This is a genomic window from Mesorhizobium sp. USDA 3734, assembly GCF_056279665.1.
Genome location: NZ_JBWCCW010000001.1, coordinates 2720695 through 2746490 on the forward strand (window position 1 = coordinate 2720695; position 25796 = coordinate 2746490).

At 62.8% G+C, this 25796-nt stretch carries 21 protein-coding genes; 14 read left to right on the plus strand and 7 right to left on the minus strand.

Annotated elements, in window-relative coordinates; all coding sequences use genetic code 11:
- The first annotated feature begins 80 nt into the window (after positions 1-80).
- The 3 genes from ACZ89F_RS12985 (at position 81) to ACZ89F_RS12995 (ending at position 5448) form a co-directional block, all read left to right on the plus strand.
- Entirely contained in the window at positions 81-368 is a 288-nt protein-coding gene (locus ACZ89F_RS12985; protein ID WP_476092261.1) for a succinate dehydrogenase assembly factor 2, read from the plus strand.
- 72 nt (positions 369-440) lie between these two features.
- A complete protein-coding gene (gene mfd / locus ACZ89F_RS12990) occupies positions 441-3938 on the plus strand; it encodes a transcription-repair coupling factor (protein ID WP_476092262.1) in 3498 nt (1165 codons plus the stop codon).
- Between the two features lie 136 nt (positions 3939-4074).
- Positions 4075-5448 carry a class II 3-deoxy-7-phosphoheptulonate synthase gene (locus ACZ89F_RS12995; RefSeq protein WP_476092263.1) on the plus strand — a complete coding sequence of 458 codons (1374 nt, stop codon included), beginning with the start codon at positions 4075-4077 and terminating at the stop codon, positions 5446-5448.
- 111 nt (positions 5449-5559) lie between these two features.
- Here the strand turns inward: ACZ89F_RS12995 and ACZ89F_RS13000 are convergent, their stop codons facing one another.
- Positions 5560-6630 (minus strand): GGDEF domain-containing protein, encoded by a 1071-nt coding sequence (locus ACZ89F_RS13000; RefSeq protein ID WP_476092264.1) that lies wholly within the window; start codon positions 6628-6630, stop codon positions 5560-5562.
- 417 nt (positions 6631-7047) lie between these two features.
- Between ACZ89F_RS13000 and ACZ89F_RS13005 the strand changes: the two genes are divergently transcribed.
- The 3 genes from ACZ89F_RS13005 (at position 7048) to ACZ89F_RS13015 (ending at position 8533) form a co-directional block, all read left to right on the plus strand.
- Positions 7048-7464, plus strand: a complete 417-nt coding sequence (locus tag ACZ89F_RS13005; RefSeq protein ID WP_476092265.1) for a GFA family protein — start codon at positions 7048-7050, stop codon at positions 7462-7464.
- A gap of 81 nt (positions 7465-7545) precedes the next feature.
- Complete coding sequence (locus ACZ89F_RS13010) at positions 7546-7905, plus strand: diacylglycerol kinase (RefSeq protein WP_109669321.1); 360 nt, start codon at positions 7546-7548, stop codon at positions 7903-7905.
- Between the two features lie 40 nt (positions 7906-7945).
- The gene (locus ACZ89F_RS13015) at positions 7946-8533 is read left to right on the plus strand and encodes a hemerythrin domain-containing protein (protein WP_476092266.1); all 588 of its coding nucleotides are present in this window, start codon (positions 7946-7948) and stop codon (positions 8531-8533) included.
- 39 nt (positions 8534-8572) lie between these two features.
- Here the strand turns inward: ACZ89F_RS13015 and ACZ89F_RS13020 are convergent, their stop codons facing one another.
- Both ACZ89F_RS13020 and ACZ89F_RS13025 read right to left on the minus strand, forming a co-directional pair.
- Entirely contained in the window at positions 8573-9160 is a 588-nt protein-coding gene (locus tag ACZ89F_RS13020; protein ID WP_476092267.1) for a DedA family protein, read from the minus strand.
- Positions 9157-9720, minus strand: coding sequence for a DUF1003 domain-containing protein (locus ACZ89F_RS13025; protein ID WP_476092268.1), 564 nt, complete (start codon positions 9718-9720; stop codon positions 9157-9159). The genes ACZ89F_RS13020 and ACZ89F_RS13025 overlap by 4 nt, the downstream gene beginning before the upstream one ends.
- A 93-nt stretch (positions 9721-9813) precedes the next feature.
- On the opposite strand from ACZ89F_RS13025, the gene ACZ89F_RS13030 reads away from it, so the two are divergent.
- The 6 genes from ACZ89F_RS13030 to gltX all read left to right on the plus strand — a co-directional run bounded on the left by ACZ89F_RS13030 (position 9814) and on the right by gltX (position 18028).
- Complete coding sequence (locus ACZ89F_RS13030; protein ID WP_476092269.1) at positions 9814-10530, plus strand: DNA-3-methyladenine glycosylase I; 717 nt, start codon at positions 9814-9816, stop codon at positions 10528-10530.
- A 129-nt stretch (positions 10531-10659) separates the two neighbouring features.
- Positions 10660-12348, plus strand: coding sequence for an NAD+ synthase (locus tag ACZ89F_RS13035; protein ID WP_476092270.1), 1689 nt, complete (start codon positions 10660-10662; stop codon positions 12346-12348).
- 35 nt (positions 12349-12383) lie between these two features.
- Positions 12384-12794 (plus strand): GNAT family N-acetyltransferase, encoded by a 411-nt coding sequence (locus tag ACZ89F_RS13040; RefSeq protein WP_476092271.1) that lies wholly within the window; start codon positions 12384-12386, stop codon positions 12792-12794.
- A gap of 387 nt (positions 12795-13181) precedes the next feature.
- Positions 13182-14987 carry an ABC transporter ATP-binding protein gene (locus ACZ89F_RS13045; protein WP_476092272.1) on the plus strand — a complete coding sequence of 602 codons (1806 nt, stop codon included), beginning with the start codon at positions 13182-13184 and terminating at the stop codon, positions 14985-14987.
- 288 nt (positions 14988-15275) lie between these two features.
- Complete coding sequence (locus ACZ89F_RS13050; RefSeq protein ID WP_476092273.1) at positions 15276-16463, plus strand: hypothetical protein; 1188 nt, start codon at positions 15276-15278, stop codon at positions 16461-16463.
- Between the two features lie 191 nt (positions 16464-16654).
- Positions 16655-18028 (plus strand): glutamate--tRNA ligase, encoded by a 1374-nt coding sequence (gene gltX, locus ACZ89F_RS13055; RefSeq protein ID WP_476092274.1) that lies wholly within the window; start codon positions 16655-16657, stop codon positions 18026-18028.
- Here the strand turns inward: gltX and ACZ89F_RS13060 are convergent.
- The 3 genes from ACZ89F_RS13060 to ACZ89F_RS13070 form a co-directional block, all read right to left on the minus strand.
- Entirely contained in the window at positions 17946-19163 is a 1218-nt protein-coding gene (locus ACZ89F_RS13060; RefSeq protein WP_476092275.1) for a DUF2865 domain-containing protein, read from the minus strand. The two genes, gltX and ACZ89F_RS13060, sit on opposite strands and share 83 nt — an antisense overlap.
- Positions 19164-19252: 89 nt before the next feature.
- Positions 19253-21577, minus strand: a complete 2325-nt coding sequence (locus ACZ89F_RS13065; RefSeq protein WP_476092276.1) for an NADP-dependent malic enzyme — start codon at positions 21575-21577, stop codon at positions 19253-19255.
- A gap of 177 nt (positions 21578-21754) precedes the next feature.
- Positions 21755-22534, minus strand: a complete 780-nt coding sequence (locus tag ACZ89F_RS13070; protein ID WP_476092277.1) for an SDR family oxidoreductase — start codon at positions 22532-22534, stop codon at positions 21755-21757.
- Between the two features lie 154 nt (positions 22535-22688).
- On the opposite strand from ACZ89F_RS13070, the gene ACZ89F_RS13075 reads away from it, so the two are divergent.
- Positions 22689-23471, plus strand: a complete 783-nt coding sequence (locus ACZ89F_RS13075) for a UDP-2,3-diacylglucosamine diphosphatase (protein WP_164548688.1) — start codon at positions 22689-22691, stop codon at positions 23469-23471.
- Between the two features lie 125 nt (positions 23472-23596).
- Complete coding sequence (locus ACZ89F_RS13080) at positions 23597-24811, plus strand: MFS transporter (protein WP_476092278.1); 1215 nt, start codon at positions 23597-23599, stop codon at positions 24809-24811.
- On the opposite strand, the gene dgcA is transcribed toward ACZ89F_RS13080, so the two are convergent.
- Positions 24782-25765 (minus strand): N-acetyl-D-Glu racemase DgcA, encoded by a 984-nt coding sequence (gene dgcA, locus ACZ89F_RS13085; protein ID WP_476092279.1) that lies wholly within the window; start codon positions 25763-25765, stop codon positions 24782-24784. The two genes, ACZ89F_RS13080 and dgcA, sit on opposite strands and share 30 nt — an antisense overlap.
- Positions 25766-25796: the final 31 nt, after the last annotated feature.

A 25796-nucleotide genomic window follows, 5' to 3' on the forward strand; every position in this document is an offset into this window, starting at 1 on the left:
TGTCGCGACGGCTACAGCGCAAGGCTGACAGCACCTTCTATCCACGCTATATGCGCCGCAGCAAGTGAGGATGCGGCACAATGACCGGAACGACGAGATCAAGCGAGGGACTGGACGCCCACCGCCGCAAGCTTCTGTTTCGCTCCTGGCATCGCGGCATGCGCGAGATGGACCTTATCCTCGGCACTTTCGCCGACGCTGAGATCGGTGCCTTGACGGCTGAGGAAATCGACCAATATGAGAGGCTCCTCGACATTCCCGACACCGAATTCCTGCCCATGGTCACCGGCGAACGCCCGGTCCCGGCCGATATCGATTGTGCCGTCCTGCAAAAGATCCTGGCTTTCCGCCACTCGATGACATTCTGAACACAAGCAATTCCAGGAAAAGTGCGAAGCGGTTTTCCCTGGGGAATTGCGATAAAACAAGACCGTGATTTCATGAGCCTCATTCCCACCATCGGTCTGCCGAAGGGCCGCGCCGGCCAGTTCATCGTCGACGGCGTCGCCGATGGCTATGAAGCCTTTGCGTTGGTGCAGGCGGCACTCGAAATCGCGCCCGACAAGCCGGTGCTGTTCGTGGCGCGTGACGGCCAGCGCCTGCCGGCGATCGTCGAGGCGCTGTCCTTCGCGGCCCCCGGCCTGCCCATTCTGGAACTGCCGGCGTGGGATTGTCTGCCTTACGACCGCGTCTCGCCCGGTTCGGATGCCGCCGCCAAGCGCCTCGATGCGCTGACGGCCATGATCGCGCTGGCGAAGAAACCGCACCGCGCCGTCATCCTCACCACCGCCAATGCACTGCTGCAGCGCATTCCGCCGGCAGAGCTGGTCGAGGCGCAGACGTTCCACGCCAGGCCCGGCAACCAGATCGACATGAACGTACTGGTGTCGCGGCTGGAAACTTCCGGCTTCGAGCGCGTGCCGACAGTGCGCGGTATCGGTGAATTCGCGGTGCGCGGCGGCATTCTCGATCTGTTCGCCCCGGGCTGGACCGAAGCGCTCAGGCTCGATTTCTTCGGCGACACGCTGGAGTCGATTCGTGTCTTCGATGCCGCCACACAGCGCACCACCGGCCAGCGCAAGTCGATGGCGCTGCAGGCGATGAGCGAAGTGGCGCTGACGCCGGAAACCATCAGCCGCTTCCGCCGCTCCTATATCGAAGCTTTTGGCGCACCGCAGCGCGACGACGGGCTTTATGCGGCGGTCAGCGAAGGACGACGCTTCGCCGGCATGGAGCACTGGCTGCCGTTCTTCTACGAGCGGCTCGAGACGGTGTTCGACTATCTGCCTGATACACCTGTTATCTTCGACCATCTGGCGCATGAGGCGCTGGCCGAGCGCCATACGCTGATCCTCGATCACTACGAGGCGCGCAGGAAGCAGGCCGATGGTGCCTTGAAGGATGCGGTGCCCTACAAGCCGGTGCCGCCGGACCTGCTCTATCTTTCGCCGGAAAACCTGATCGCCTCGCTCGGGCCACGTGAAGCGATCGATTTCACGCCGTTCGACGCGCCCGACGCCGGCTCGAAAAAAGTCTACCACGCCGGTTCGCGCCATGGCCGCAGCTTTGTCGAGGAGCGCGCCGACCCCAGCATCAATGTCTTCGATGTCGTCGTCAAACACATCGCTGACGAGCGCGCGGCGCGCCGCCGCATTGTCATTGCCGGCTGGACCGAAGGCTCGCTCGACCGGCTTGGCCAGATCCTTGCCGAACATCATCTCGGCAACCTCAAGCAGGTTGCAACGCTGGCGGAAGCCGAAAGGCTCGAGCCGGGTCAGGCGGCCCTGGCCGTGCTGCCGCTCGAATCCGGCTTCGAGACTGAAAAACTGGTCGTCGTCGCCGAACAGGACATTTTGGGCGACCGGTTGATCAGACGCTCGAAACGCAAGAAGCGTCCCTCGGATTTCATTGCCGAAGCCTCGGCGCTGTCGGCCGGCGATATTGTCGTCCACGCCGACCACGGCATTGGCCGCTTCATCGGCCTGCGCACCATCGAAGCGGTCGGCGCACCGCATGATTGCCTGGAAATCCACTATGCCGGCGACGACCGGCTGTTCCTGCCGGTCGAGAACATCGAGCTTCTGTCGCGCTACGGCTCCGACACAGCCGAGGCGACGCTGGACAAGCTTGGCGGCGGCGCCTGGCAGTCGCGCAAGGCGCGGCTGAAGAAGCGCCTGCTCGACATGGCCGGGCAGTTGATCCGCATCGCCGCCGAGCGGCAGATGCGCTCTGCGCCGCCACTGGTGCCGGCCGAAGGCCTCTATGGAGAGTTCGCCGCGCGCTTCCCTTATGAGGAGACCGACGACCAGCAGACGGCGATCGACTCGGTCCGGGACGATCTTGCCGCCGGCAAGCCGATGGACCGGCTGATCTGCGGCGATGTCGGCTTCGGCAAGACCGAGGTGGCGCTTCGCGCGGCCTTCATCGCGGCGATGGAAGGGTTTCAGGTGGCGGTGGTGGTGCCGACGACGCTGTTGTCGCGCCAGCATTTCAAGACCTTTTCGCAACGCTTTTCCGGCTTGCCGATCCGTGTTGCCCAGGCCTCGCGGCTGGTCGGCGCCAAGGAGCTGGCCGAAACCAAGAAAGGCATCGCCGAGGGGCAAGTCGACATCGTCATCGGCACCCATGCGCTGCTCGGTTCCGCGATCTCGTTCAAGAACCTTGGCCTGCTGATCATCGACGAAGAGCAGCATTTTGGCGTCAAGCACAAGGAGCGGCTGAAGGACCTGAAGACCGATGTGCATGTGCTGACGCTGTCGGCGACGCCGATCCCGCGCACGCTGCAACTGGCGTTGACCGGGGTGCGCGAGCTGTCTCTGATCGCCACGCCGCCGGTCGACCGCATGGCGGTGCGCACCTTCATCTCGCCCTTCGATCCGCTGGTCATTCGCGAGACGCTGCTGCGCGAGCGTTATCGTGGCGGGCATTCCTTCTATGTCGTTCCGCGCATCAGCGATCTGGCGGAAATACATGATTTCCTGCGAGAATCCGTGCCTGAACTGAAGGTTGCGGTGGCCCATGGCCAGATGCCGCCGGGCGAACTCGACGACATCATGAATGCCTTCTATGACGGCCAGTACGATGTGCTGTTGTCGACGACGATTGTCGAATCCGGCCTCGACATCCCGACCGCCAACACGCTGATCATCCATCGCGCCGACATGTTCGGCCTGTCGCAGCTCTACCAGCTGCGCGGCCGCGTCGGCCGCTCGAAGGTGCGTGCCTATGCGCTGTTCACGCTGCCGGCGAACCGCAAGCTGACCGACACCGCCGAGCGTCGGCTGAAGGTGCTGCAATCGCTCGACACGCTGGGCGCAGGCTTCCAGCTGGCCAGCCACGACCTCGATATCAGAGGCGCCGGCAATCTTCTCGGCGAAGAGCAGTCCGGCCACATCAAGGAGGTCGGCTTCGAACTCTACCAGCAGATGCTGGAAGAGGCCGTCGCCGAGGTGAAGGATTCCGGCGAGGTGCAGGATGGCGGCTGGTCGCCGCAGATCGCCGTCGGCACGGCGGTGATGATCCCGGAGAGCTATGTGCCGGACCTGCAGCTCAGGCTGGCGCTTTATCGCCGTCTGGGCGATCTCGAAAACACCGAGGAAATCGATGCTTTCGGCGCCGAGCTGATCGACCGCTTCGGCCCGCTGCCGGAGGAGGTCAAGCATCTCCTCAAGATCGTCTTCATCAAGGCGCTGTGCCGCAAGGCCAATGTCGAAAAGCTTGACGCCGGTCCGAAGGGTGTCGTCATCCATTTCCGGAAGCGCGAATTCTCCAACCCGGTCGGGCTGGTCCAGTTCATCGGCGAGCAGGGCTCGTTGGCCAAGATCCGGCCGGACCACAGCGTCGTGTTCGTGCGTGACTGGCCGACAGCCGAGAAGCGGCTGGCGGGCTCCGCGGTGGTGATGACGCAGTTGGCACGGCTGGTAGAGAAGGCGGCATAGCGCAGCCGGCGCATTCGCCAGCGCTGAAATTCCGGTCTAGAATAGGAAATCGGCTTCGTGTATGGAGCCGCCACCCCATATAGGGGCGGGAAAAGACGGGCGAGGGTGTCCGCCGGAAAGAGCGTTGGGTGCAGCGATGACGAAATGGTCGCCGAATTCGTGGAGAGCAATGCCGATCAAGCAGGTTCCTGCCTATCCGGATCTTGCCGCGCTGAAGAGCACGGAGGCCCAGCTCGCAACCTTTCCGCCGCTGGTTTTTGCAGGTGAGGCGCGCAAGCTGAAGAAGCAGCTCGCTTCTGTCGCTGCCGGTGACGCCTTCCTTCTCCAGGGCGGCGATTGCGCCGAGAGCTTCGCCGAGCATGGCGCGGACAACATCCGCGACTTCTTCCGCGTCTTCCTGCAGATGTCGGTGGTGCTCACCTTCGCCGGCGCGCAGCCGGTGGTGAAGGTCGGCCGCGTTGCCGGCCAGTTCGCCAAGCCGCGCTCGTCCGACAACGAGACCAAGGGCGGGGTGACGCTGCCCAGCTATCGCGGCGACATCATCAATGGCATCGAATTCGACTCCAAGTCGCGCATTCCAGATCCTGCCCGCCAGGAGATGGCGTACCGCCAGTCGGCGGCGACGCTCAACCTTCTGCGCGCCTTCGCGCAAGGCGGCTATGCCAGCCTGGAGAATGTGCACCGCTGGATGCTCGGCTTCGTGTCCGACAGCCCGCAGGGCGAAAAATATGAGTCGCTCGCCAACCGCATCACCGAGACGATGGACTTCATGAAGGCCGTCGGCATCACCTCGGAGACCAACTACGCGCTGCGCGAGACCGATTTCTACACCAGCCACGAGGCGCTGCTGCTTGGCTACGAGGAGGCGCTGACCCGCGTCGATTCGACCTCCGGCGACTGGTACGCCACCTCAGGCCACATGATCTGGATCGGCGACCGCACCCGCCAGCCCGATCACGCGCATGTCGAATATTGCCGCGGCATCAAGAACCCGCTCGGCCTGAAATGCGGCCCATCGCTGACGCCGGACGGCTTGCTGGAGCTCATCGACCTGCTCAACCCCGAAAACGAGCCCGGTCGGCTGACGCTGATCGCGCGCTTCGGCTCCGACAAGGTCGCCGACCACCTGCCGAAGCTGGTGCGCGCTGTGCAGAAGGAAGGCCGCAGCGTCGTGTGGTCGTCGGACCCGATGCATGGCAACACGATCGAGGCCGCCGGCTACAAGACGCGGCCGTTCGACCGCATCCTCAAGGAGGTGCAGACCTTCTTCGAGGTGCACCGCGCCGAAGGTACGCATCCGGGCGGCATCCACGTCGAGATGACCGGCAAGAACGTCACCGAATGCACCGGTGGCGCGCGCGCCATCACCGCCGAGGAGCTGCAGGATCGCTACCACACCCATTGCGATCCGCGCCTCAACGCCGACCAGGCGATCGAGCTGGCGTTCCTGGTCTCGGATTTGTTGAAGAAGAGCCACCCGGTGCAGCACAAGCAGGCCGTCAACGGCTAATTCCGGCCCATTGGACCGGTAAAGGAAAGGCGCCTGGGAAAGCCGGCGCCGTTTCCTTTTTCAGCTCATCGTTCGCGCTCCCACCCAAGCCGGCGCTATCGGCAAAAGACGTCAGTCCTTCTTGTAGAGCAGCCAGCTCTTGCCGGCCCGGCCAGCCATCGTCGAGTGCTTGGTGACGCGGTTGCGGCCGCTGACCTTCGAGCGATAGAGCGCCCGGTCGGCCTTGGTGTAGAGATCCTCCGGCCCCTCGGCCTCGGATGCCATGCAGATGCCCATCGAGACGGTGACGGTGCCGTAATTCGTGCCGGTCTGGCTGCTGGTGAACGGCGTCTGCTCGATCAGGGCGCGAATGCGCTCGGCGATCTCATAGGTGGCGTCCTCGCTGGCGCCCTCGATGATCAGCGCGAACTCCTCGCCGCCGGTGCGGGCGACGAACATGTCGCCGCGAATGCTGGTCTGGAAGATGTCGGCGATGATCTGGATGATCTTGTCGCCGACCGGGTGGCCGTAGCGGTCGTTGATGTCCTTGAACCGATCGATGTCGGCAAGGATCAAGGCGTTGAACAGGATACCCTTGTTGCTGTTGTAGATCCTGGTGATTTCCTTGTCGAAGGCGCGGCGATTCCAGATATGGGTCAAGGGATCGGTGTCGGCCAGCCGCTTGTATTCCTCGAGCTTCGACTTGACGCTCTCGAGTTCGGCCGTCTTGTCGCTGAGCGTCGAAGCCACCTGCCGGCCGTGATCGATCGTCGAATTGGTGGCAATCGCCATGGCGTTGGCGATCTTCTGCAAAAGATCCTGAGAGAGAAGGCTGCGGCCGCTGAGGCCGCTCGATGTCTCATCGAGGATCCTGCCGTATTTCTCGATGTGGCTGCGCTCGCTCCTCAACAGCGAAGCGACCTCCTCGAGCTCCCTGGCAATGACGTCTCTGGCATGCTCGACAATGCCGCGACCATGATTATGGGCAAAGAAAGTGCGCCCGATCTGATCCAGTTCATCCTGTGTCGGCCGGCTGCTCAGCGAAACGACGGCGAGGCTGAGTTCGCGATTGGTGCCGCTCAGTGCCTCGTAGAAGATCTCGTAGTTGCGCGGCAGGCCGAGCACGCCCAGCTGGCGCATTGTGGCAACAGCGGTGGCTGCGATGTCGGTGCTTCGTTCGGTCGGGACAGCTGCCGGCTGCATTTTTGATTCTTCCCCTCGGATCCCACCGCAGAATTCGCGGGTTCCATTTGTCGCCGACCCTGGGGAATGCGACCGACGCCACAAAACAACTTGCGAAGGGATGCGTCCCCACCCACGACCTTCACTTGCCGTGACCATAAATGCGCCGGCGCTAAAGTTTCCTTAATTTGTAAAAAACGAACACGTTTTCTCTATCTGCGGCTGTAAAAGCTCTTAATCCGCGCACAACGATCCATACCGACGCCAGTTCGGCGGCTTTGAATCCGAAATTCGCGCGTTGCGCTCTTGAAAATGGAACTGAATTTCGGATTTGCCGCGCCAATACATGTCGCATTTGCTTGCGTGCGGGTGCCGCAAAGCTGGAATCCTGATGGCGATGCTGATGCCAGTCAGAGTTTTCTTCAAGAAGGGGGCGACATGAGCGACAATCACACGGGAGCGTGTCTGTGCGGAGCGGTTCGCTTCAGGACGCGCGGAGCGCTGCGCGGCGTCATTTATTGCCATTGTTCGCAATGCCGCAAGCAGAGCGGACATTTCTATGCCGCGACCAATGTCGCCGACGCCGATATCGTGATCGAAGGCACGGAAAGCATCACCTGGTACGAAGCGTCCGCCTTTGCCAGGCGCGGGTTTTGCAAGACATGCGGGTCGGTGCTGTTCTGGAAGCCGCGAGACCAGGACTACATTTCAGTCATGGCGGGATCGTTCGACAGGCCGACAAGCCTCGAGGGAGAATGCCATATCTTTGTCGGTGACAAGGGCGACTATTATTCGATCGACGACGGGCTGCCGCAGTTTGAAAAGTCGACGCCGTCCATACCGGTCGCGGAATGAATCTTGGACAAGTCACCTTATTCCATTGATCTGGCCAGCCATTGCATTATCCCGTGCCGGTGATTCGGAAAGGGGTTTGGCATGCAGCGGCTGATCGACGCTTATTTCAATTCGGTGCGCGCGTTTCGCAAGCTGGCCGTCAGCGAGAAGGCTTTTCAGCAGGAACTGATGCTGCTGGCGCTTGCCTTGCCGCTCGGCTGGTTCGTTTCGATCTCATGGCGCGGCTATGCGTTGCTGATCGGCGCGGTGCTGCTCTTGATCATGGTCGAAGTGCTGAACACCGGCATCGAGGCGGCATGCGACGCCTTCAGCCGCGAGTTCAATGTCGACATCCAACTGGCCAAGGACTGCGGTTCGCTGGCGGTGCTGATTTCGGTGCTCATCGTTGCCGGCGTCTGGGGCATCGCCATCATCGAGCGGATCACGGGGCTACCGATCTGATGCTTCAGTTCCTACATGTCGGTTACCAAAGGAAACCGTCATGTCTGAAGCCACCAACTTTCTGCTTCTTGAGCGAGCCGGCCTGCCAGACGATCTGGGCTGGCTCGTCGAAAAATACCCGCGTGAAAACTGGCAGGACCATGCAAACATCCATGGCATCGCCAATATGTGGCTGCAGCGGCACGACATGTTCCGCGAACTTGGCGGCATGCTGACCAAGGGCATTGGCGACTACCGCGAGGGCAGGCTGACGGCGCCCGACTTCGCAAGCTGGTTCGCGCCGCGCCTCAATCATTTTCTTGGGCATCTCGACGGTCACCACAATGTCGAGGACCATCACTATTTCCCGGTCTTCACCAAGGCCGAGCCCCGGCTGAAGCGCGGCTTCGAGATCCTCGATGCCGACCACCACACCATCCATGAAGGGCTGGAGCGCAATGCCGAGGCGGCCAATGCCTTCATCAAGACGCTTCAGGAGAGCGAGGACAGACAGCGCTTCGCCGCCGACGCTTATGCCGACGAAAACAGCCGGCTGATCGCCATGCTGACCCGGCATCTTGCCGACGAGGAAGACCTGATCGTCCCGCTGATCCTCGATCGGGGTGATGTGGCGCTCGGCGTAGACTAGGACGTGCCTGACGGCCTGCCCCGAATCTCAGAGTCCAAATCAGCTCTCCTTGGCGCGCTCCTTCCTGGCGATGTGACGGGCCACGAACCAGGCAAGGATCGCCACGATCAGGCCGATGCCTAGCCCGACGAGCAATCGTTCGTGACGCATCAACGCCTGGCCGACGAAGTGTTCTGCGCCCAGTCCAAAGACATAACCGATCGTGCCGAACAGCACCGCCCAGATCGCCGATGAGATGGCGTTGAGGACGACGAAGCGCGGCGCCGGTATGGTCGAAAGGCCGGCCGCGATGCCACCCACCAGGCGCATGCCGTAGACGTAGCGGTTCGACAGCACGAAGATGTTGGGGTGGGTATTGAGCAGACGGTAGGCGCGGCGAAAGCCGGGCCGCTTGCGCAATCTCGTGACATAGCGATGGTCGGCAAAGCTTCGTCCAAGGATGAAGAAGAAGGTATCGCCGACGAAGGCGCCGAGGCCAGCAGCGAGGAAGGCGTGCCACAAGACGAAGACCTGCTGGTGCGCGAAGAAGCCGCCGAGGATGGCGGCACTTTCACCCTCCGCGAGGCAGCCGATGAAGACGGCAAGCAGTCCATACTGTTCGATGAAATGATGGATGGCCTGCGTCATGAGGGTTGGGTCTGGGGGGTGAGCCGTTCGTCAATCCGCTTCAGCTGTTCGGCTATCTGCGCGATCTCGTCGCGCATGCCGATGATCTGGCTGTGGCGCAGCTCATCCAGCTTTTCGTGCAGCGCCATGATCTCGATCTCGGCCTTCAAATTGACTTCGTAGTCGTGGGCGGCGTCGATGCGGTCGCGCGCCGCCTGGCGGTTCTGCGACATCATGATCACCGGAGCCTGCAAGGCGGCGATCATCGAGAGCACGAGGTTGAGGAAGATGAAGGGGTAGGGGTCGAACGACTCTCGCCCCAGCAGCCACCAATTGGCGCCGATCCAGAGGATCAGGAAGGCGATGAAGGACAGGATGAACGTCCACGAACCGCCGACGCGCGCAATGGCATCGGCGATACGGTCGCCCGCGCCCTGAAGGCCGGCAAGACTGTCGTTGATGTCCTGCGATATGGGCTTGCGGTCGACGGTACTCTGCAGCACCCGCCTCTCAAGCTCGCTCAAATTCTCCGGGTTTCGCTTCAGCCAGCGATTGGCCAGTTCGGGCACGGTCTTGTTCATGGATGTCTCCATACAAAGCGTCGGCTTGGCAGCCTGGTTTCCATATAGGAAGATGCCGGTTCGTCAAAAGCACGACGTGAGGACGCAAGCAGAATGCCCGATTTCGCAAAAATCCGCGCACGTGCCGCAAAACGCAAGGGTGGCGAGGAGGAACTGACGTCACTGCTGGGTCCGGCGCCCGACAATGCCGCCGTGGCAGACATTGCGGACGATCGGATTCTGTCTGTTATGGCCGAGCGCGTCTTTGCTGCCGGTTTTGTCTGGCGCGTCATCGAACAGAAATGGCCAGGCTTTGAAGAGGCGTTCCTGCACTCCGAGCCGAAGCGGCTGTTGTTCCAGCCTGATGATTTCTGGCACGATCTGGCTTCCGATCAGCGCATCGTGCGCAATCCGCAGAAGATCAAATCCGTTCGCGACAACGCTGCCTTCGTCGAGCGCGTGTCGAAGGAATATGGCGGCTTCGGCGAATTCCTCGCCAGCTGGCCGGCCGACGACCAGGTCGGGCTGATGGCCTGGCTCGGCAAGCATGGCAGCCGACTCGGCGGCAACACCGGCCAGTATTTTCTGCGCTGGCTGGGCTGGGACGCTTTTGTCATATCGGCTGACATGGCGGCGGCATTGCGAGACGCCGGCCTCGACATCGCCGAAAGCCCGACCTCGAAGAGGGATCTCGACAAGATCCAGGCACAGATCAACCAGTGGGTCGTGCAGACAGGTCTGCCGCGCCGCCATATCTCGCGCATCCTGGCGATGTCGATCGGTGACAACCATTCGCCGCAAGCGTTGCGCGAATATATGGGCGACGACTGATACAGGGCGGCCCAACCTCGATCGAAGTCCGCCAGTCGGTCCAGACAGGAACGGCGTCTGCTATTCAGTCCGAAGTGGTCCAAACGAACGCCATTGCCCGGCGAATTTTGCCGCGCTAAGTCAGCAGGCATGACCAAGAAACTCGATATCCTGCGCATCGCCGTTGCCCAGCTCAATCCGACTGTTGGCGACATTGCTGGCAACCTCGCCAAGGCCCGCGAGGCGAGGGCGGATGCCGCCCGCCAGGGTGCCGATCTCGTGCTCTACACCGAGCTTTTCCTCGCCGGCTATCCGCCGGAAGATCTGGTGCTGAAGCCGGCCTTCCTGAAAGCCTGCGAAAAGGCGGCCGAAGACTTCGCCAGGGATACCGCCGATGGCGGCCCGGGCGTCATCATCGGCACGCCGCTGAAGCGAAAGAGCGGCACGCACAATTCGATCGTCTTCGCCGACGGCGGCAAGATCATTGCCGAGCGCTACAAGCTCGATCTGCCGAACTACGGTGAGTTCGACGAGAAGCGCGTCTTCCAGGCCGGACCGGAGATCCAGGGACCGGTCAATTTCCGCGGCGTACGCATCGGGATTCCGATCTGCGAGGACATCTGGGGCGATGTCGACATCTGCGAGACGCTGGCCGAAAGCGGCGCGGAAATCCTTCTGGTGCCGAACGGTTCGCCCTATTATCGCGCCAAGATCGATGTCCGCCACCAGGTCGTCATCCGCCAGGTCATCGAATGCGGGCTGCCGATGATCTATGCCAACCAACTTGGTGGCCAGGACGAGCTGATCTTCGACGGCGCGTCCTTCGCCATTGGCGCCGACAAGACACTGGCCTTCCAGATGAGCCAGTTCGAGGAAGCCGTCGACGTCACCACCTGGAAAAGACAAGGCGAAGGCTGGGTCTGCTCGGAAGGGCCGATGTCGAAAATCCCGGAACGGGAGGAAGCCGACTATCGCGCCTGCATGCTGGGCCTGCGCGACTACGTCAACAAGAACGGTTTCAAGAATGTCGTGCTTGGTCTCTCGGGTGGTATCGATTCGGCGATCTGCGCGGCCCTTGCCGTCGATGCGCTCGGCGAGGAACGGCTGCGCGCGGTGATGATGCCCTACCGCTATACCTCGAAGGACTCGCTGAAGGATGCCGAGGACTGCGCGCGCGCCCTCGGCTGCCGCTATGACATCGTGCCGATCTTCGAACCAGTCGAAGGGTTCCTGCACGCACTGACGCAGATGTTCGAAGGCACCAAGGAAGGCATTACCGAGGAGAATTTGCAGAGCCGCGCGCGCGGCACCATCCTGATGGCGATCTCCAACAAGTTCGGCTCGATGGTCGTGACCACCGGCAACAAGAGCGAGATGTCGGTCGGCTATGCCACGCTCTACGGCGACATGAATGGCGGCTTCAATCCGATCAAGGACCTTTACAAGATGCAGGTCTATGCGCTGTCGCGCTGGCGCAACAGCCACGTGCCGCCGGGCGCTCTCGGGCCCTCGGGCGAGGTGATCCCGAAGAACATCATCGACAAGGCGCCGTCGGCGGAATTGCGCGAGAACCAGACCGACCAGGATTCGCTGCCGCCCTATCCGGTGCTGGACGATATCCTCGAATGCCTGGTCGAGAACGAGATGGGCGTCGACGATATCGTCGCGCGCGGCCATGACCGGGCGACGGTGACGCGCATCGAGCATCTGCTCTACATCGCCGAATACAAGCGCCGGCAGGCAGCACCCGGTGTGAAGATCACCAAAAAGAATTTTGGCCGCGACCGCCGCTATCCCATCACCAACCGTTTCAGGGATCGGCTAGACACTGTTTCCTGACCGAAAGTTCTGGCATGCCGCAGGCAAGGGTAGTCATGCCCGACTGTGAAATCAGCTTCGACCTGTCACGGATCGATTTCCGGGCGACATCCGACCTGTTGATGGCAAGCTATTGGGGCGCCGGGCGCAGTGACGAAGTCCATCGCCGCGCCTTTGCCAATTCGCTTTGCGTCGGCGCCTATATCGATGGCAAGCAAGTCGGCTTCGGCCGGGCGATCACGGACCGCACGGTGTTCGCCTATCTCGCCGACATCATCATCTGGCCCGAGCATCGCGGGCAGGGCATCGGCAGCCGGCTCGTCCAGGCCCTGATCGATCATCCTGAAGTCAGGACTGTTTTCCACTGGAGCCTGTCGACCAGCGACGCCCATGGTTTGTATGAAAAGCTTGGATTCAAGCCATCGACCGATGGCCGTTACATGCGGTTCGATCGCGATCCCGGATGAAGCGGCGCGCGGCGATGGTTTGCCGCATTGTTGCAAAATAATCGCAGTGGTTGGACCAGATACACTTTTGGCGTGAGCTGATCTTGGCGGTGCATCGGGGCGTCTCTATAAGGACCTCTCCGCGATTCATTTGCGGGAGGTCCGAATGGCAGTATTTCAAATGGTAATGCGAGGCCGCGAAGCCTAGGTCTCCAGCGTTCCGCGAGGGTTTATCCTTCGCTCTGATGCCGGATCGAGCACAGGCTTATGCCGATGCCGGTCGCCGCCCGATTGCGGGCGAGACGCCAGATATGCCAATCCGCTTTCTGGGCACTCATTGGCCCCTTGCGCGGCTTCTTCAATTTTCGACCTTACTGGGATCGGGCTCGTTTGCGCCCGAATGACATCATGGCTCGTTTCAAGATCGATTTGCGCGCGAGCGCCTTTCGCAGCGTTCTTGGCTTCACGTTCACCCATTGGCGGCGTCAGCCGTGGCGGCTTTCGCTCATCATGGGCGGCTTCCTGCTGTCGACGCTGGCCGACGTTTTGACGCCGCTCTATTCCGGCCGGCTGGTCGACGCCGTCGCCAGCAGCGCCGGCGCGGACGCCATTGCCTGGAATGCCGCGATGGCGGCGTTTTCGATGCTGATGGCCCTGGCATTGACCGGCGTCGTGCTGCGCAACCTGGCGTTCATGGCGATCGTCGAGCTGACGCTGAAGATGATGGCTGACATTGCCGCCGACGCCTTCCATCGCGTCCAGCGCTTTTCCACCGACTGGCATGCCAACAGCTTTGCCGGCTCGACCGTGCGCAAGGTGACGCGCGGCATGTGGGCGCTCGACCTGCTCAACGACACCATCCTCATCGCTCTGCTGCCGTCCGTCGTCATGCTGGTCGGCTCGACGCTGCTGCTCGGCTGGTTCTGGCCGCTGATGGGCGCCGTCGTTGCCGCCGGTTCGGTGCTGTTCATTATGGTGACGGCGATGCTGTCGCTTGGCTATGTCGCCCCGGCGGCAAGGCTCGCCAATACCTGGGACACGCGCCTCGGCGGCTCGCTGGCCGACGCGGTAAGCTGCAACGCCGTGGTCAAGGGTTTTGGCGCCGAGGAGCGCGAGGAGCGCCGCCTCGCCAGGGTCGTCGCCAAATGGCGTGCGCGCACGCGGCGCACCTGGGTGCGCGGCACCATCAACGGCACCACGCAAGGGGCGCTGCTGCTGGTCATGCGGGCGGCGGTGATCGGCCTGGCGCTGATGCTGTGGTCGTGGGGGCAGGCGAGCGCCGGCGACGTCGCCTTCGTGCTGACCTCGTTCTTCGTGCTGCAGGGCTATCTCAGGGATATCGGCACGCATATCCGGAATCTGCAGCGCTCGATCAACGACATGGAGGAGCTGGTCGATTTCCAGTTCGAACCGCTCGGCATCGAGGACCGGCCCGGCGCCAAGCCGATCCGGATCACTGAAGGACGGATCAGCTTCGACAACGTCACCTTTCACTATGGCAATCACCGGTCAGCGCTCTATCGCGACTTTTCGGTCGACATCGCGCCGGGCGAACGTGTCGGACTGGTCGGCCATTCGGGTTCGGGCAAGACGACCTTCGTCAAGCTGATCCAGCGGCTCTATGACGTGAATGCGGGAAAAATCCTGGTCGACGGCCAGGACATCTCGCAGGTGGCGCAGGCGTCGCTGCGCGGGCAGATCGCCATCGTCCAGCAGGAGCCGATCCTGTTCCACCGGTCGCTGGCCGAGAACATCGCCTATAGCAGGCCGAGTGCGACGCAAGACGAGATCGAGCACGCCGCGAAGCTGGCGAGCGCGCACGACTTCATCACCAACCTGCCGAAGGGCTACGGCACGCTGGTCGGCGAACGCGGCGTGAAACTGTCGGGCGGCGAGCGTCAGCGCGTGGCGATCGCGCGCGCCTTCCTTGCCGATGCGCGCATCCTGATCCTGGATGAGGCGACATCGAGCCTCGATTCGGAATCGGAGGTGCTGATCCAGCAAGCGATGGAGCGGCTGATGGTCGGCCGCACGACGCTGGTCATCGCGCACCGGCTATCGACGGTGCGGGCGCTCGACAGGCTGCTGGTCTTCGATCGTGGCAAGATCGTTGAGGAAGGCTCGCATGACGAACTGATCCGGCTGAAGGGCGGGATCTATCGCCGCCTGTTCGAGCGCCAGGCGCTGGAGCTGACCAAGGGTCTGGTGATCTGACCTGGGGTGGCCTCCGGCTTCGGCTGGAGGCCACCTCTATCAGGCGCTATCAGCCAAGGCGGGGGTGGCGCAGGCACGCAATCGCAGGGCGGAGCCGAACCTGTTGCGAGCAGATCGGCGGACCTGAGACGCCCGAAGTCCCTGTCGCTCAGCGTATGCCGGCCGAGCCAATCCGCCTGTGAAGTCCTGAGTTTTTGAGGCGCCTGTTCATCATACCAATCGAGATACGTTGTTTCTACCTTTGGTTGATATATATTTTGGCGAAGCAACCCAGGGGCGCTCTTCACGATGCATCTTGTTTCCACAAATGCCGGTCCGGGCAAGGTGGCCGCGCCGTCGGTGCTGGAAGCGCACGGCTCGGTCCGGCCGCTCGCTGCCGAAGATCTCGAGAGCGTCGCCGCGCTCTTCCTGACGAAGTTTCGCCGGCGGCGGCGTCATCTCCTCGATCGAGCGATCGCGGAGACAGCGGCGTATATGAGAGAGATCTATCTTGACCCTGCCGGCCAGTCCGGTGCGACCAGCGCTCTTGTCCAACTCAGCCGACAGGGTCGTCTGGGTGGGTTTCTCGGCGTCCTGAAAGCCCGCTATGAGCTCAACGGAGCGGCATTGAATGCGGCAATCATCGGTCCGCTCATGGCCGACCCCGGCACCGATGACGGCTCGGCAGGACCGCAATTGCTGCGTGCCTTGCACCAAGGCGAATTCGATCTGCAGCTGACCGATTCGGCCAACCGGACATCTTTGGCCTTCGCGCGCCCGATGAAGTATCAGCTGCTGCCGGTGCATTGTCTGGGATGGACCTGCATTTTCCGGCCGGCCGCGATGGCCGCCGCCACACTGCACCGTAAGTGGCCCGGCCTGCCTCGCTTGGCCCTCGATCCCTGCGCGAGAGCATTCGATGCTCTTGCGAAAAGACGGTTCGAGTTCCCCGTCCAGGCTTTGTCGTCGCACCGGGTTCACCGTGAGCCGATCGATTCCGCGCAATTTGCCGAGCGGCTGCCGACCCTGCTGTCCGACTACTCGCTTCGGCCGAGCTGGAAGGATGGCGAACTGCCACGGCTGCTCGCGCTGGCGGCCGAGAAGCGGGCCGACGGCCCACTTCATTTCGGCGGAACCTACGACGAGACAGGCAAAATGCTCGGTTGCTATGCCTTCTACGGTCGAGCCGGCGACATTGCGAGCCTGTTGCAGATCCAGGCGTCCGGATCTCACTGGCGCGCGACGCTGGATGGCCTTATCGCGGCGGCGTGGGATATGGGCTGCGTGGGCATCACCGGGCAGACGCAGAGCAAATTCATGCCTCAACTCTTCGGCTACAGGAATGTCTTCTTCCGCTATGCCGGGGGGACGATGGTCCGCTCGCGAAACGCCGAGGTCACGCAAGCGGTCCGCTCCGGTGACATCTTTATCGGTGGGGTGATGGGTGACCGCTGGACCCGCCTCAGTTCCGACGACTTCGGCCACTCATCGCCTTAACGACCGGTTCGTCGGCGCCACCGGCTGGCTGCGCCCGGTGATGGCGGGCGCCTCCGGACTGGCCGCGGCCTACGCGCCACCTGAGGCGCGCGCTGCCCCGGTCTTTTCATTGTGTGCGCCATGTTCTATGTCTGCCCGGCAGCGCGGGGGCGCGTCTTGTCAATCACAAAAGCATCCGGTACGCCCCGCTCATGACAGTTACCGTTCGTTTCGCCCCGTCGCCAACCGGCCGCATTCATATCGGCAATGCGCGCACGGCTTTGTTCAACTGGCTGTTTGCCATGAATAACAAGGGCCGCTTCATCCAGCGCTTCGACGACACCGACATTGCGCGCTCGAAGCAGGAGTTTTCCGACGCCATCCTCTACGATCTGCATTGGCTGGGCATCTTCCCGGATGCAACCGAGTACCAATCACGGCGCTTCGAGGTCTATGACGCGGCGGTCGAGAGGTTGAAGGCGGCAGGCGTTCTCTACGCTTGCTACGAAACGCCGGAGGAGCTCGATCTCAGGCGCAAGGTGCGCCGCACGCGCGGCCTGCCGCCGGTCTATGGCCGCGAGGCGCTGGCGCTGACGCACGAGCAGATCGCCGAATACCAGGCCGATGGCCGCCGGCCGCACTGGCGTTTTCTCCTCCCCAATTTCTCAGGCGATCCGCAGCAGCCGGAACGGACCGAAATCCACTGGAACGATCTGGTGCGCGGCGAGGAAACCGTCGACCTCGCTTCGCTTTCCGATCCGGTCCTTGTGCGCGAGGACGGCACTTACCTCTATACGCTGCCTTCGGTGGTCGACGACATCGAGATGGGTGTCAGCCATGTCATCCGCGGCGACGACCACGTCACCAACACCGGCGTGCAGATCGCCCTGTTCAAGGCGCTGGCTGCCGAGCCGCCGGTGTTCGGCCACCACAATCTCCTGACCACCGCATCGGGCGAGGGACTGTCGAAGCGCACCGGCGCGCTATCGATCGAAAGCCTGCGCGAGGACGGCATCGAGCCGATGGCGGTCGCTTCGCTGGCCGTGCTGGTCGGCACCTCGGAGAATGTCGCGGCGGTGCCGACGATGGGTGAACTCGCTGAGCGCTTCGACCCAGCGGCGACATCGAAATCGGCGGCCAAGTTCGATCCGGACGAGTTGTTCGTGCTCAACCGGACATTGCTGCACCACATGCCGTTCGCCGAGGCGCAAGACCGGCTGATCGTGCTCGGCGTCTCGGGCGAGCAGGCCGAGCCGTTCTGGCTGGCTGTGCGCGGCAATCTCGACAGGCTGGCCGATGCGCTCAACTGGTGGCGTATCCTGCGCGAGGGGCCGCAGGAGAAACCGGAATTTTCCGATGACGACCGTGATTTCCTTGGCCAGGCATTCGATCTGCTGCCGGAGGACCCCTGGACCGCGACGATCTGGAAAGACTGGACGGGCAAGATCAGGGAAGCGACAGGCCGCAAGGGCAAGGCGCTGTTCATGCCGCTCAGAACAGCCCTTACCGGACTGCCTTCGGGGCCGGAGCTTGCAGATCTATTGCCGCTGATGGGTCGGGAAGGAACGTTGGCCCGACGACCCTGACCTTGCGCTGTTCCGGCGGCAGCGCGGACACCGGCGACGTCACCGGCTTGACGGAAAGCCGCTTGATCGCCTCGCGGTCGAGCCCGCCTTCCAGATTGGCCAGGGTTTCCGGATCGGCACCTGGGTCCGGCTTGGACACCGGGACGGGGATGAACGGTGCAGCGTCCGTTTGAGGCTGCGACTGTTCTGGGTTCGGCGGGTTGCCGGCAATGATCTGGAAGCCCTGCGCGGCGGCGTTGCAGCCGCAAGCCGGCGGCCGAGACATGTCGGGCTGCTTGTAGAGATAGGCGGTCGGCAATTCGCTGTAGGGCCGGCCCGTGACCGATGATGTCATCGAGGCCGAATCGTCATCCATGCCGCGTGAGTAGAAAACCTGCATCTCGGTGCCGGGGCAGCTCGATTCGCAATTCTTCTGGTCGCGTTCGAAATCGCTTGATGACGCCGAATTCGACATCGGGAAGAAATAGCCGTCGCAGGTGCGTACACAGGAGGTGTGGAATTCACCGCCGACGCTCGCAAAGTCCGGTACGCCGGGCCGGTTGAGCACCCGGCGGACGCTGCGCTCCTCGTCGGGATCGTCAGGCTGGTCAAGTGCATTGTCGGGCATATCGAGCTGCCGGCTGTTGCCGCCGAAAAGCTGGTCGAACAGGTTTGTGCTGCCGCCTTCGCGGTTCGCTTCCTGCAAGGGCGCACGCCGTGGCGCAACGGTGTCGTCGCGGCAGCCATTGGCGTCAAGCGCCGCCAGGATGCGTCCGCGGTCACGGCGTGAGCCGTCGCCGGCCAGCCGCTCGCGTTTGCTTTGCAGCGCATCGAGGTTGGCATTCATGCGATCGATGGTGGCGTTGAGCCCAGCGCATTCATTGAGGTTGCGGCCGAACAGCGAAAGGCCGCAGCCAGCCCGATTAGCCTGGCTGCGGGCCTTCGAAATCTGTTCATGCTGCCTGGCAATTGCGGAATCGTATTTCCGGATCAGTGCCGGACCACCACCGCCGCCGCGTGAGGCTGAGGCAAGATCGGCCTCCAACTGGCGGCAGATCCGCGAGGCGGCCTGTGGCTCGGCCACTCCCCAGGCTGCAGACAACAGAAGGCCAAGCAGCACGGCAGCATGCGCCTGCTTCCACCCTCCGCTTGCCATCCGCCCAAACTCCGCTGCCCAAATCCCGCCCGTTGGCCCGCAAGGCTACCGTGTTCGCGGTTAATTGCAGTTTACCGCGAAATCCGTGTTCAGCCCAGATTGACGACCGCCTGCGCCTTGTGGGCGGCTTCGACCACGGCGAGCGCCGTCATGTTGACCACGCCACGCGAGGTGACCGACGGCGTCAATATGTGCGCCGGCATGTCGGTGCCGAGCAGGATCGGCCCGACATGCAGCGCGTCCATCATGGTTCTGAGCGCGGTCAGCGTGATGTTGGCCGAATCGAGGTTGGGGAACACCAGCAGGTTGGCTTCGCCCTTCAGCCTGGAATGGGGATAGACGCGCTGGCGCAGATGCTCGGACAAGGCAGTGTCCGCGTGCATCTCGCCGTCGCACTCCAAATCAGGCGCGATACGCGCCAGGATCGCCGCCGCTTGCCGCATCTTCAGCGCACTCGGCGAATCGCGCGAGCCGAAATCCGAATGCGACAGCAGTGCTGCCTTCGGCTCGATGCCGAAGCGCTGGATTTCTTCTGCCGCCAGCACCGTCATCTCGGCAATCTCCTCGGCCGTCGGGTCGACAGAGACGTGGGTGTCGGTCAGGAAGATGATGCCACGCTGCGAGATCAGCATGGAAAGCGTCGACAGGTCGTGGTCCTTGACGCCGGCGCGAGGGCCGATGATCAAGGTGACGTTGCGCAGATGCCGCTCGAAGCGGCCTTCGAGGCCGCAGATCATGGCGTCCGCATCGCCGCGCTTCAGCGCCAGGGCCGCAATGACCGTGTTGTCGGTGCGCACCATGGTGCGCGCCGCTTCAGTCGTCACGCCGCGCCGGCCGGCGAGTTCGATCAGCAGGTCGACATAGTGGCGATAGCGCGGATCGTCCTCCGGGTTGATCAGGCCGAAATCGATGCCGGGCTTGATGCGCAGCCCGTAGCGCTTCAGGCGCACCTCGATGACGTGAGGGCGGCCGATCAGGATCGGTTCGGCGATGCCTTCCTCAAGCACCACCTGGGCGGCGCGCAGCACCCGCTCGTCCTCGCCGTCGGCATAGATGACGCGCTTGGCGGTCGATGCCTTGGCCGACGAGAACACCGGCTTCATCACCAGGCCGGAGCGGAAGACGAAGCGGTTCAGCTTGTCGATATAGGCGGCGAAGTCGGTGATCGGCCTTGTCGCGACACCGGTGTCGCAGGCAGCCTTGGCGACCGCCGGTGCGATGCGCAGGATGAGGCGCGGATCGAAGGGCGAGGGAATCAGGAACTCCGGTCCGAAGATCGGCGTCTCGCCGGAATAGGCGCGGGCCGCGACATCGGAGGGTTCCTCCCGTGCCAGCGCTGCGATCGCCCGCACCGCTGCCATCTTCATCTCCTCATTGATGGCGCTGGCGCCGCAGTCGAGCGCACCGCGAAAGATGTAAGGAAAACACAGTACGTTGTTGACCTGATTGGGAAAATCGGACCTGCCGGTGCAGATCATTGCATCGGGACGCGCCGCACGCGCTATTTCCGGCATGATTTCCGGGTTGGGGTTGGCCAGTGCCAGGATCAGCGGTTTTGGCGCCATGTGCTGGAGCAGTTCCGGCTTCAGCACGCCTGCCGCCGAGAGGCCGAGGAAGACGTCGGCGCCGGAGATGACGTCGGCCAGCGTGCGCGCCTCGGTGTCCTTCACATAAGGGTCTTTCCAGCGATCCATCTCGTCGGTGCGGCCCTTGTAGGCGACGCCGAAACGGTCGGTGACCCAGATGTTTTCGACCCGCGCGCCGAGCGAGACCAGCAGGTTAAGGCAGGCAAGGGCGGCGGCGCCGGCGCCGGAAGTGACGATCTTGATGTCCGATATGGTCTTGCCGGCGAACTCCAGCCCGTTGAGCACGGCGGCGGCGACGATGATGGCGGTGCCGTGCTGGTCGTCGTGGAACACCGGTATGCCCATGCGGGCCTTCAACTGCTCTTCCACCTCGAAGCATTCGGGTGCCTTGATGTCCTCGAGGTTGATGCCGCCGAAGGTCGGCTCCAGCGCCGAGATCGTCTCGACCATGCGTTCGATACCGGGCGCATCGATCTCGATGTCGAAGACGTCGATGCCGGCGAATTTCTTGAACAGGACAGCCTTGCCTTCCATGACCGGCTTGGAGGCCAGCGGGCCGATATTGCCGAGGCCGAGCACAGCCGATCCGTTGGAGACGACACCGACCAGATTGGCGCGCGCCGTGTAGTCGGCGGCGGTCGCTGGATCGTCGCGGATTTCCAGGCAAGGGGCGGCGACACCAGGCGAATAGGCGAGCGCAAGGTCGCGCTGATTGCCGAGCGGCTTGGTCGCCTGGATCTCGAGCTTTCCCGGCCTTGGATACTTGTGGAAGTAGAGGGCGGCTTCGTCGAGGTCCGAACGTGCCGTCTTTTTGCTCTCGCCTTCCATGCGGCCGCTCCCTCGAAATCTGCCTGGAGATTCCCTTTTAGCATGCAGCCGAGGTTTTTCGCGACGCTAATTGACGCGCCGGCGGCTTTACCGGCCGGCGTGTCGAAAGCCATGATCTATCAGACGCTTATGCCGATTTCATAGCAGATGAGTCTTGCTGTTTGGTAGGTGCGTTGATCAAAAGGCGCTGACGTAGAGACCACCATCGACCGGTATGTTCTGCCCGGTCAGATAGCCGGCATGGACCGAGCACAGGAAGGCGCAGATCTGGCCGAATTCCTCCGGCGTGCCGAGCCGCTTGGCCGGAACATCGGCGCTGATGCGGGTCTTGCGCGCGGCAGCCGCAGCAGGATCCTCGACGGTGCCGGCTTCATGCGGGCCGCGCAGCCGGTCGGTATCGAGCTTGCCTGGCAGCAGGCTGTTTATGGTCACGTTGCGGTCGATCACCGTCCTGGCCACGCCGGCAAGGAATGAGGTCAGGCCGGCGCGCGCGCCGGATGACAGGTCGAGGCCGGGAATGGGCACATAGACCGACAGCGAGGTGATGTTGACGATGCGGCCGAAGCCGCGCGCCGCCATGCCGTCGAGGACAGCCTGGACCAGCTCGATCGGCGTCACCATGTTCTGGGTGACGCCTTCGAGGATCTTTTCACGATCAAGCGTGCGGAAGTCGCGAAGCGGCGGTCCGCCATTGTTGTTGACGAGGATATCCGGGTTCGGGCAGGCCGCGAGCAGCGCCTTCTGTATCTCGGGCCTGGAGACGTCGCCAACGACTTCCGTCACCGTGACGCCATAGCGCTGGCGCAATTCCGCGGCGGTTTTCGCCACCAACTCGGCATTGCGCCCGTTGACGACGATGTCGCAGCCGGCCTCGGCCAGCGCCATGGCACAGCCGCGCCCAAGTCCCTTGCTCGAAGCGCAGACGATGGCTTTCTTCCCGCTGATACCGAGATCCATGATGATTTTCTCCTTGTGAGCCGGCGGCAAGCTAGTCCCTTGGCTGGACCAATCGCAACCGTCATACGGTTGTTGCATGAATCGGGGCATAGCCTCTCGCGAAAGCAACGGTGAAATCGCGATGTCCGGCCAAGAGCCCCGCACTTTCCGCAGCATGTTTATTTCCGATGTCCACCTCGGTTCGAAGGCGGCCAAGGCCGAATTCCTGATCGATTTCCTTAGACATCACGACGCCGATATCATCTATCTGGTCGGTGACATCGTCGACGGCTGGCGGTTGCGGCGGAGTTGGCACTGGCCGCAAAGCCACAATGACGTCGTGCAGAAATTGTTGCGCAAGGCGCGCAAGGGCGCCAACATCACCTACATCGCCGGCAATCATGACGAATTCGCGCGCCAGTTCCAGGGCGTGCATTTCGGCGGCATCGTCGTCGCCGACCGCGCCATCCACGAGACCGCCGACGGCAAACGCCTCCTCGTCATTCATGGCGACCAGTTCGACACCGTCGTCCACAATGCGCGCTGGCTCGCCTATCTCGGCGACCACGCCTATGACGCGGCCATGCTGGTCAACCGCGTGGTGACGCGGCTGCGCCAATTGCTCGGCCTGCCTTACTGGTCGTTTTCCTCCTGGGCCAAGGTCAACGTCAAGAAGGCGGTGAACTTCATCGGCTCGTTCCAGACCATGCTTGCGGACGAGGCGCGCCGCTCGCATGTCGACGGCGTCATCTGCGGCCACATCCATCATGCCGTCATCGAGAATTTCGGCGATGTCCAGTACATCAACACCGGAGACTGGGTGGAAAGCTGTACGGCTGTGGTCGAGCACTTTGACGGTCGGATGGAAATCCTGACCTGGGCGCAGGTGCTGCCCGAGGCGCCGGACGAGCCCTTTATCCCGCTGCTCATCGAAGACCGGGTAGGGCAGGCGGCATAGTGCCGGAGTTCGTTCCGGCTCCGGGATCAATCGATTAGTCCAGCCGGTTTCGCCCGGTTTTCGCCCATGTTAAGGGATCGATACGCGCTGCCGTCCGGCCGAGTGCAGCGTGATTGGATCGATTCATGTCCCTGCCGCCGCTTTCGCCCGAACAACTCGTCAAGCCGCGCCATTTCGAACTGCGCATGAGCCTGATCTTCGCGACGCTGTTTGTGTCGCAAGGCACGCATCTGCCCTATTTTCCGCTCTGGCTGCAGGCGAAGGGCTTCGGCGCCGAACAGATCGCCGTGATCCTTGCCGCACCGATGTTCCTGCGCGTCGTGACGACGCCCATGCTGACGGCATTTGCCGACCGGGCGAAGGACCGCGCCAACGTCTATATCGCGCTGGTCGCGGCAACGATGGCCATTTCGGCCGGCTATTTCCTGCCAGCGACTTACGCGATCGTGCTGGCCGTATCGCTGGTTTTGACGATCGTCTGGACACCGCATTCGCCAATGGCCGATTCGCTGGCGTTGTCTGGGGTGCGTCGCTTCGGCTCGAATTACACCGCTATGCGCAAATGGGGCTCGATCTCCTATCTCTGCGCCAATGTTGTGGGTGGCTTCATCCTGGCGGCGGCCGGAGCCAAAGCCGTGCCGATAATCATATTCGTGGCGCTTGCCGCAGCGCTTGCCGCAGCCTTGTTTGCGCCGCGAATGGGGCGGCCGCGCAAGGCTTCGCCGCTGTCGGCCGCAGAAATCCAGCACGCCGCGCCTAGCCTGTTCAATGCCTATTTCCTCTACTTCACCTTTGGTGTCGGCATCATTACCGCCAGCCACGCCTTCCTCTACGGCTTCGTCTCCATCTACTGGAAATCGATCGGCATCAGCGATTCCGTCGTCGGCCTGCTGTGGGCCTGGGGCGTGGTGTGCGAAGTCTGCATGTTTTTGTTTTTCAATCGCATTTTCGCCTCCGTGTCCGTCGTCAAAGTGATGGTGATCGCCGGCATCGGTTCGATCGTGCGCTGGATCATCTTTCCACTGGTATGGCCGCTCGGTCTTGGCATCCCCGGCTTCTTCGCCGTGCAGTCGCTGCATTCGGTGTCTGTCGCAATGGTGCTGATCGGCCTGCAGAAAATGATCGCCGAGACTGTCTCCGAAGAGCGCACCGGTGCTGCGCAAGGCATTGCCTATTTCTTCAATGGCTTCTTCATGGCCGCTGTTACGCTTGCTTCCGGCCCGCTCTATGACCGTCTCGGCGTCGATGGGTTCCTTGTGATGATTCCGATCGCTGTCGTCGGCCTCGTGCTGATCGGGCTTGCAGCGCGCTCAGCCCCACAGCGTCGTATCGGGTGGTGACACCAGCGATCCCTGGTAGACAAGGCCGGGCACCCGGTCGCGGGCAAGCAGCAGCGGACCGTCGAGGTCGACGAAATCGGCATCCTGTGCGAGCAACACCGCCGGCGCCATGGCCAGCGATGTACCGACCATGCAGCCGATCATCACGCCGAAGCCGAGTTCGCGGGCGCGATCGCGCAACACCAATGCGGCTGTCAGGCCGCCCGACTTGTCGAGCTTGATGTTGACGGCGTCGTAGAGGCCGACAAGCGCTTCGAGGTTCTTCGCCTCGTGCACGCTTTCATCGGCGCAGATCGGCACGGGATGCGCGATATGGCGCAGGATTTCGTCATGCCCGGCCGGCAACGGCTGTTCGATCAGCGCGATGCCTTGTTCGGCGGCAAAGGCGAGGTTCGCAACGATATTGTCGTCGCTCCAGCCCTCATTGGCGTCGAGGATGATGCGGCTGTCGGGCGCCGCTTGCCGGACCGCGCGGATGCGGGCGATATCGTTGTCGCCGCCGATCTTGACCTTGAGCAGCGGCCGCGCCGCGTTGGCGCTGGCTTGCGCCGCCATCGCCTCCGGCTCGCCGAGCGACAGCGTGTAGGCGGTTTCGAGCGCCCGCAATGGAGCGGCACCTATCGCATCCGCCACCGATGTTCCGTTGATCTTTGCCTCCAGGTCCCACAGGGCGCAGTCGATGGCGTTGCGGGCCGCTCCGGCCGGCATGGCATCGAGCAGGGCGGTTCGGCTGATGCCGCCGGCGATCCGGCCGCGCATCGCCTCGATCGCGTCGCGGACGCCGTCCATGGTCTCGCCATAGCGCTTGTAGGGAACGCATTCGCCACGTCCGGCGTGGCCGCCCTCGCTGATCGAGCAGGAGATCACTTCGGCTTCGGTCTTGGAACCGCGTGAAATGGTGAAGGTTCCGGCGATGGGAAAACGCTCGGCCTCAACCGAAATGACACGCGCCATATTTTTCTGCTCCGGCTATGCGACAAGCGTC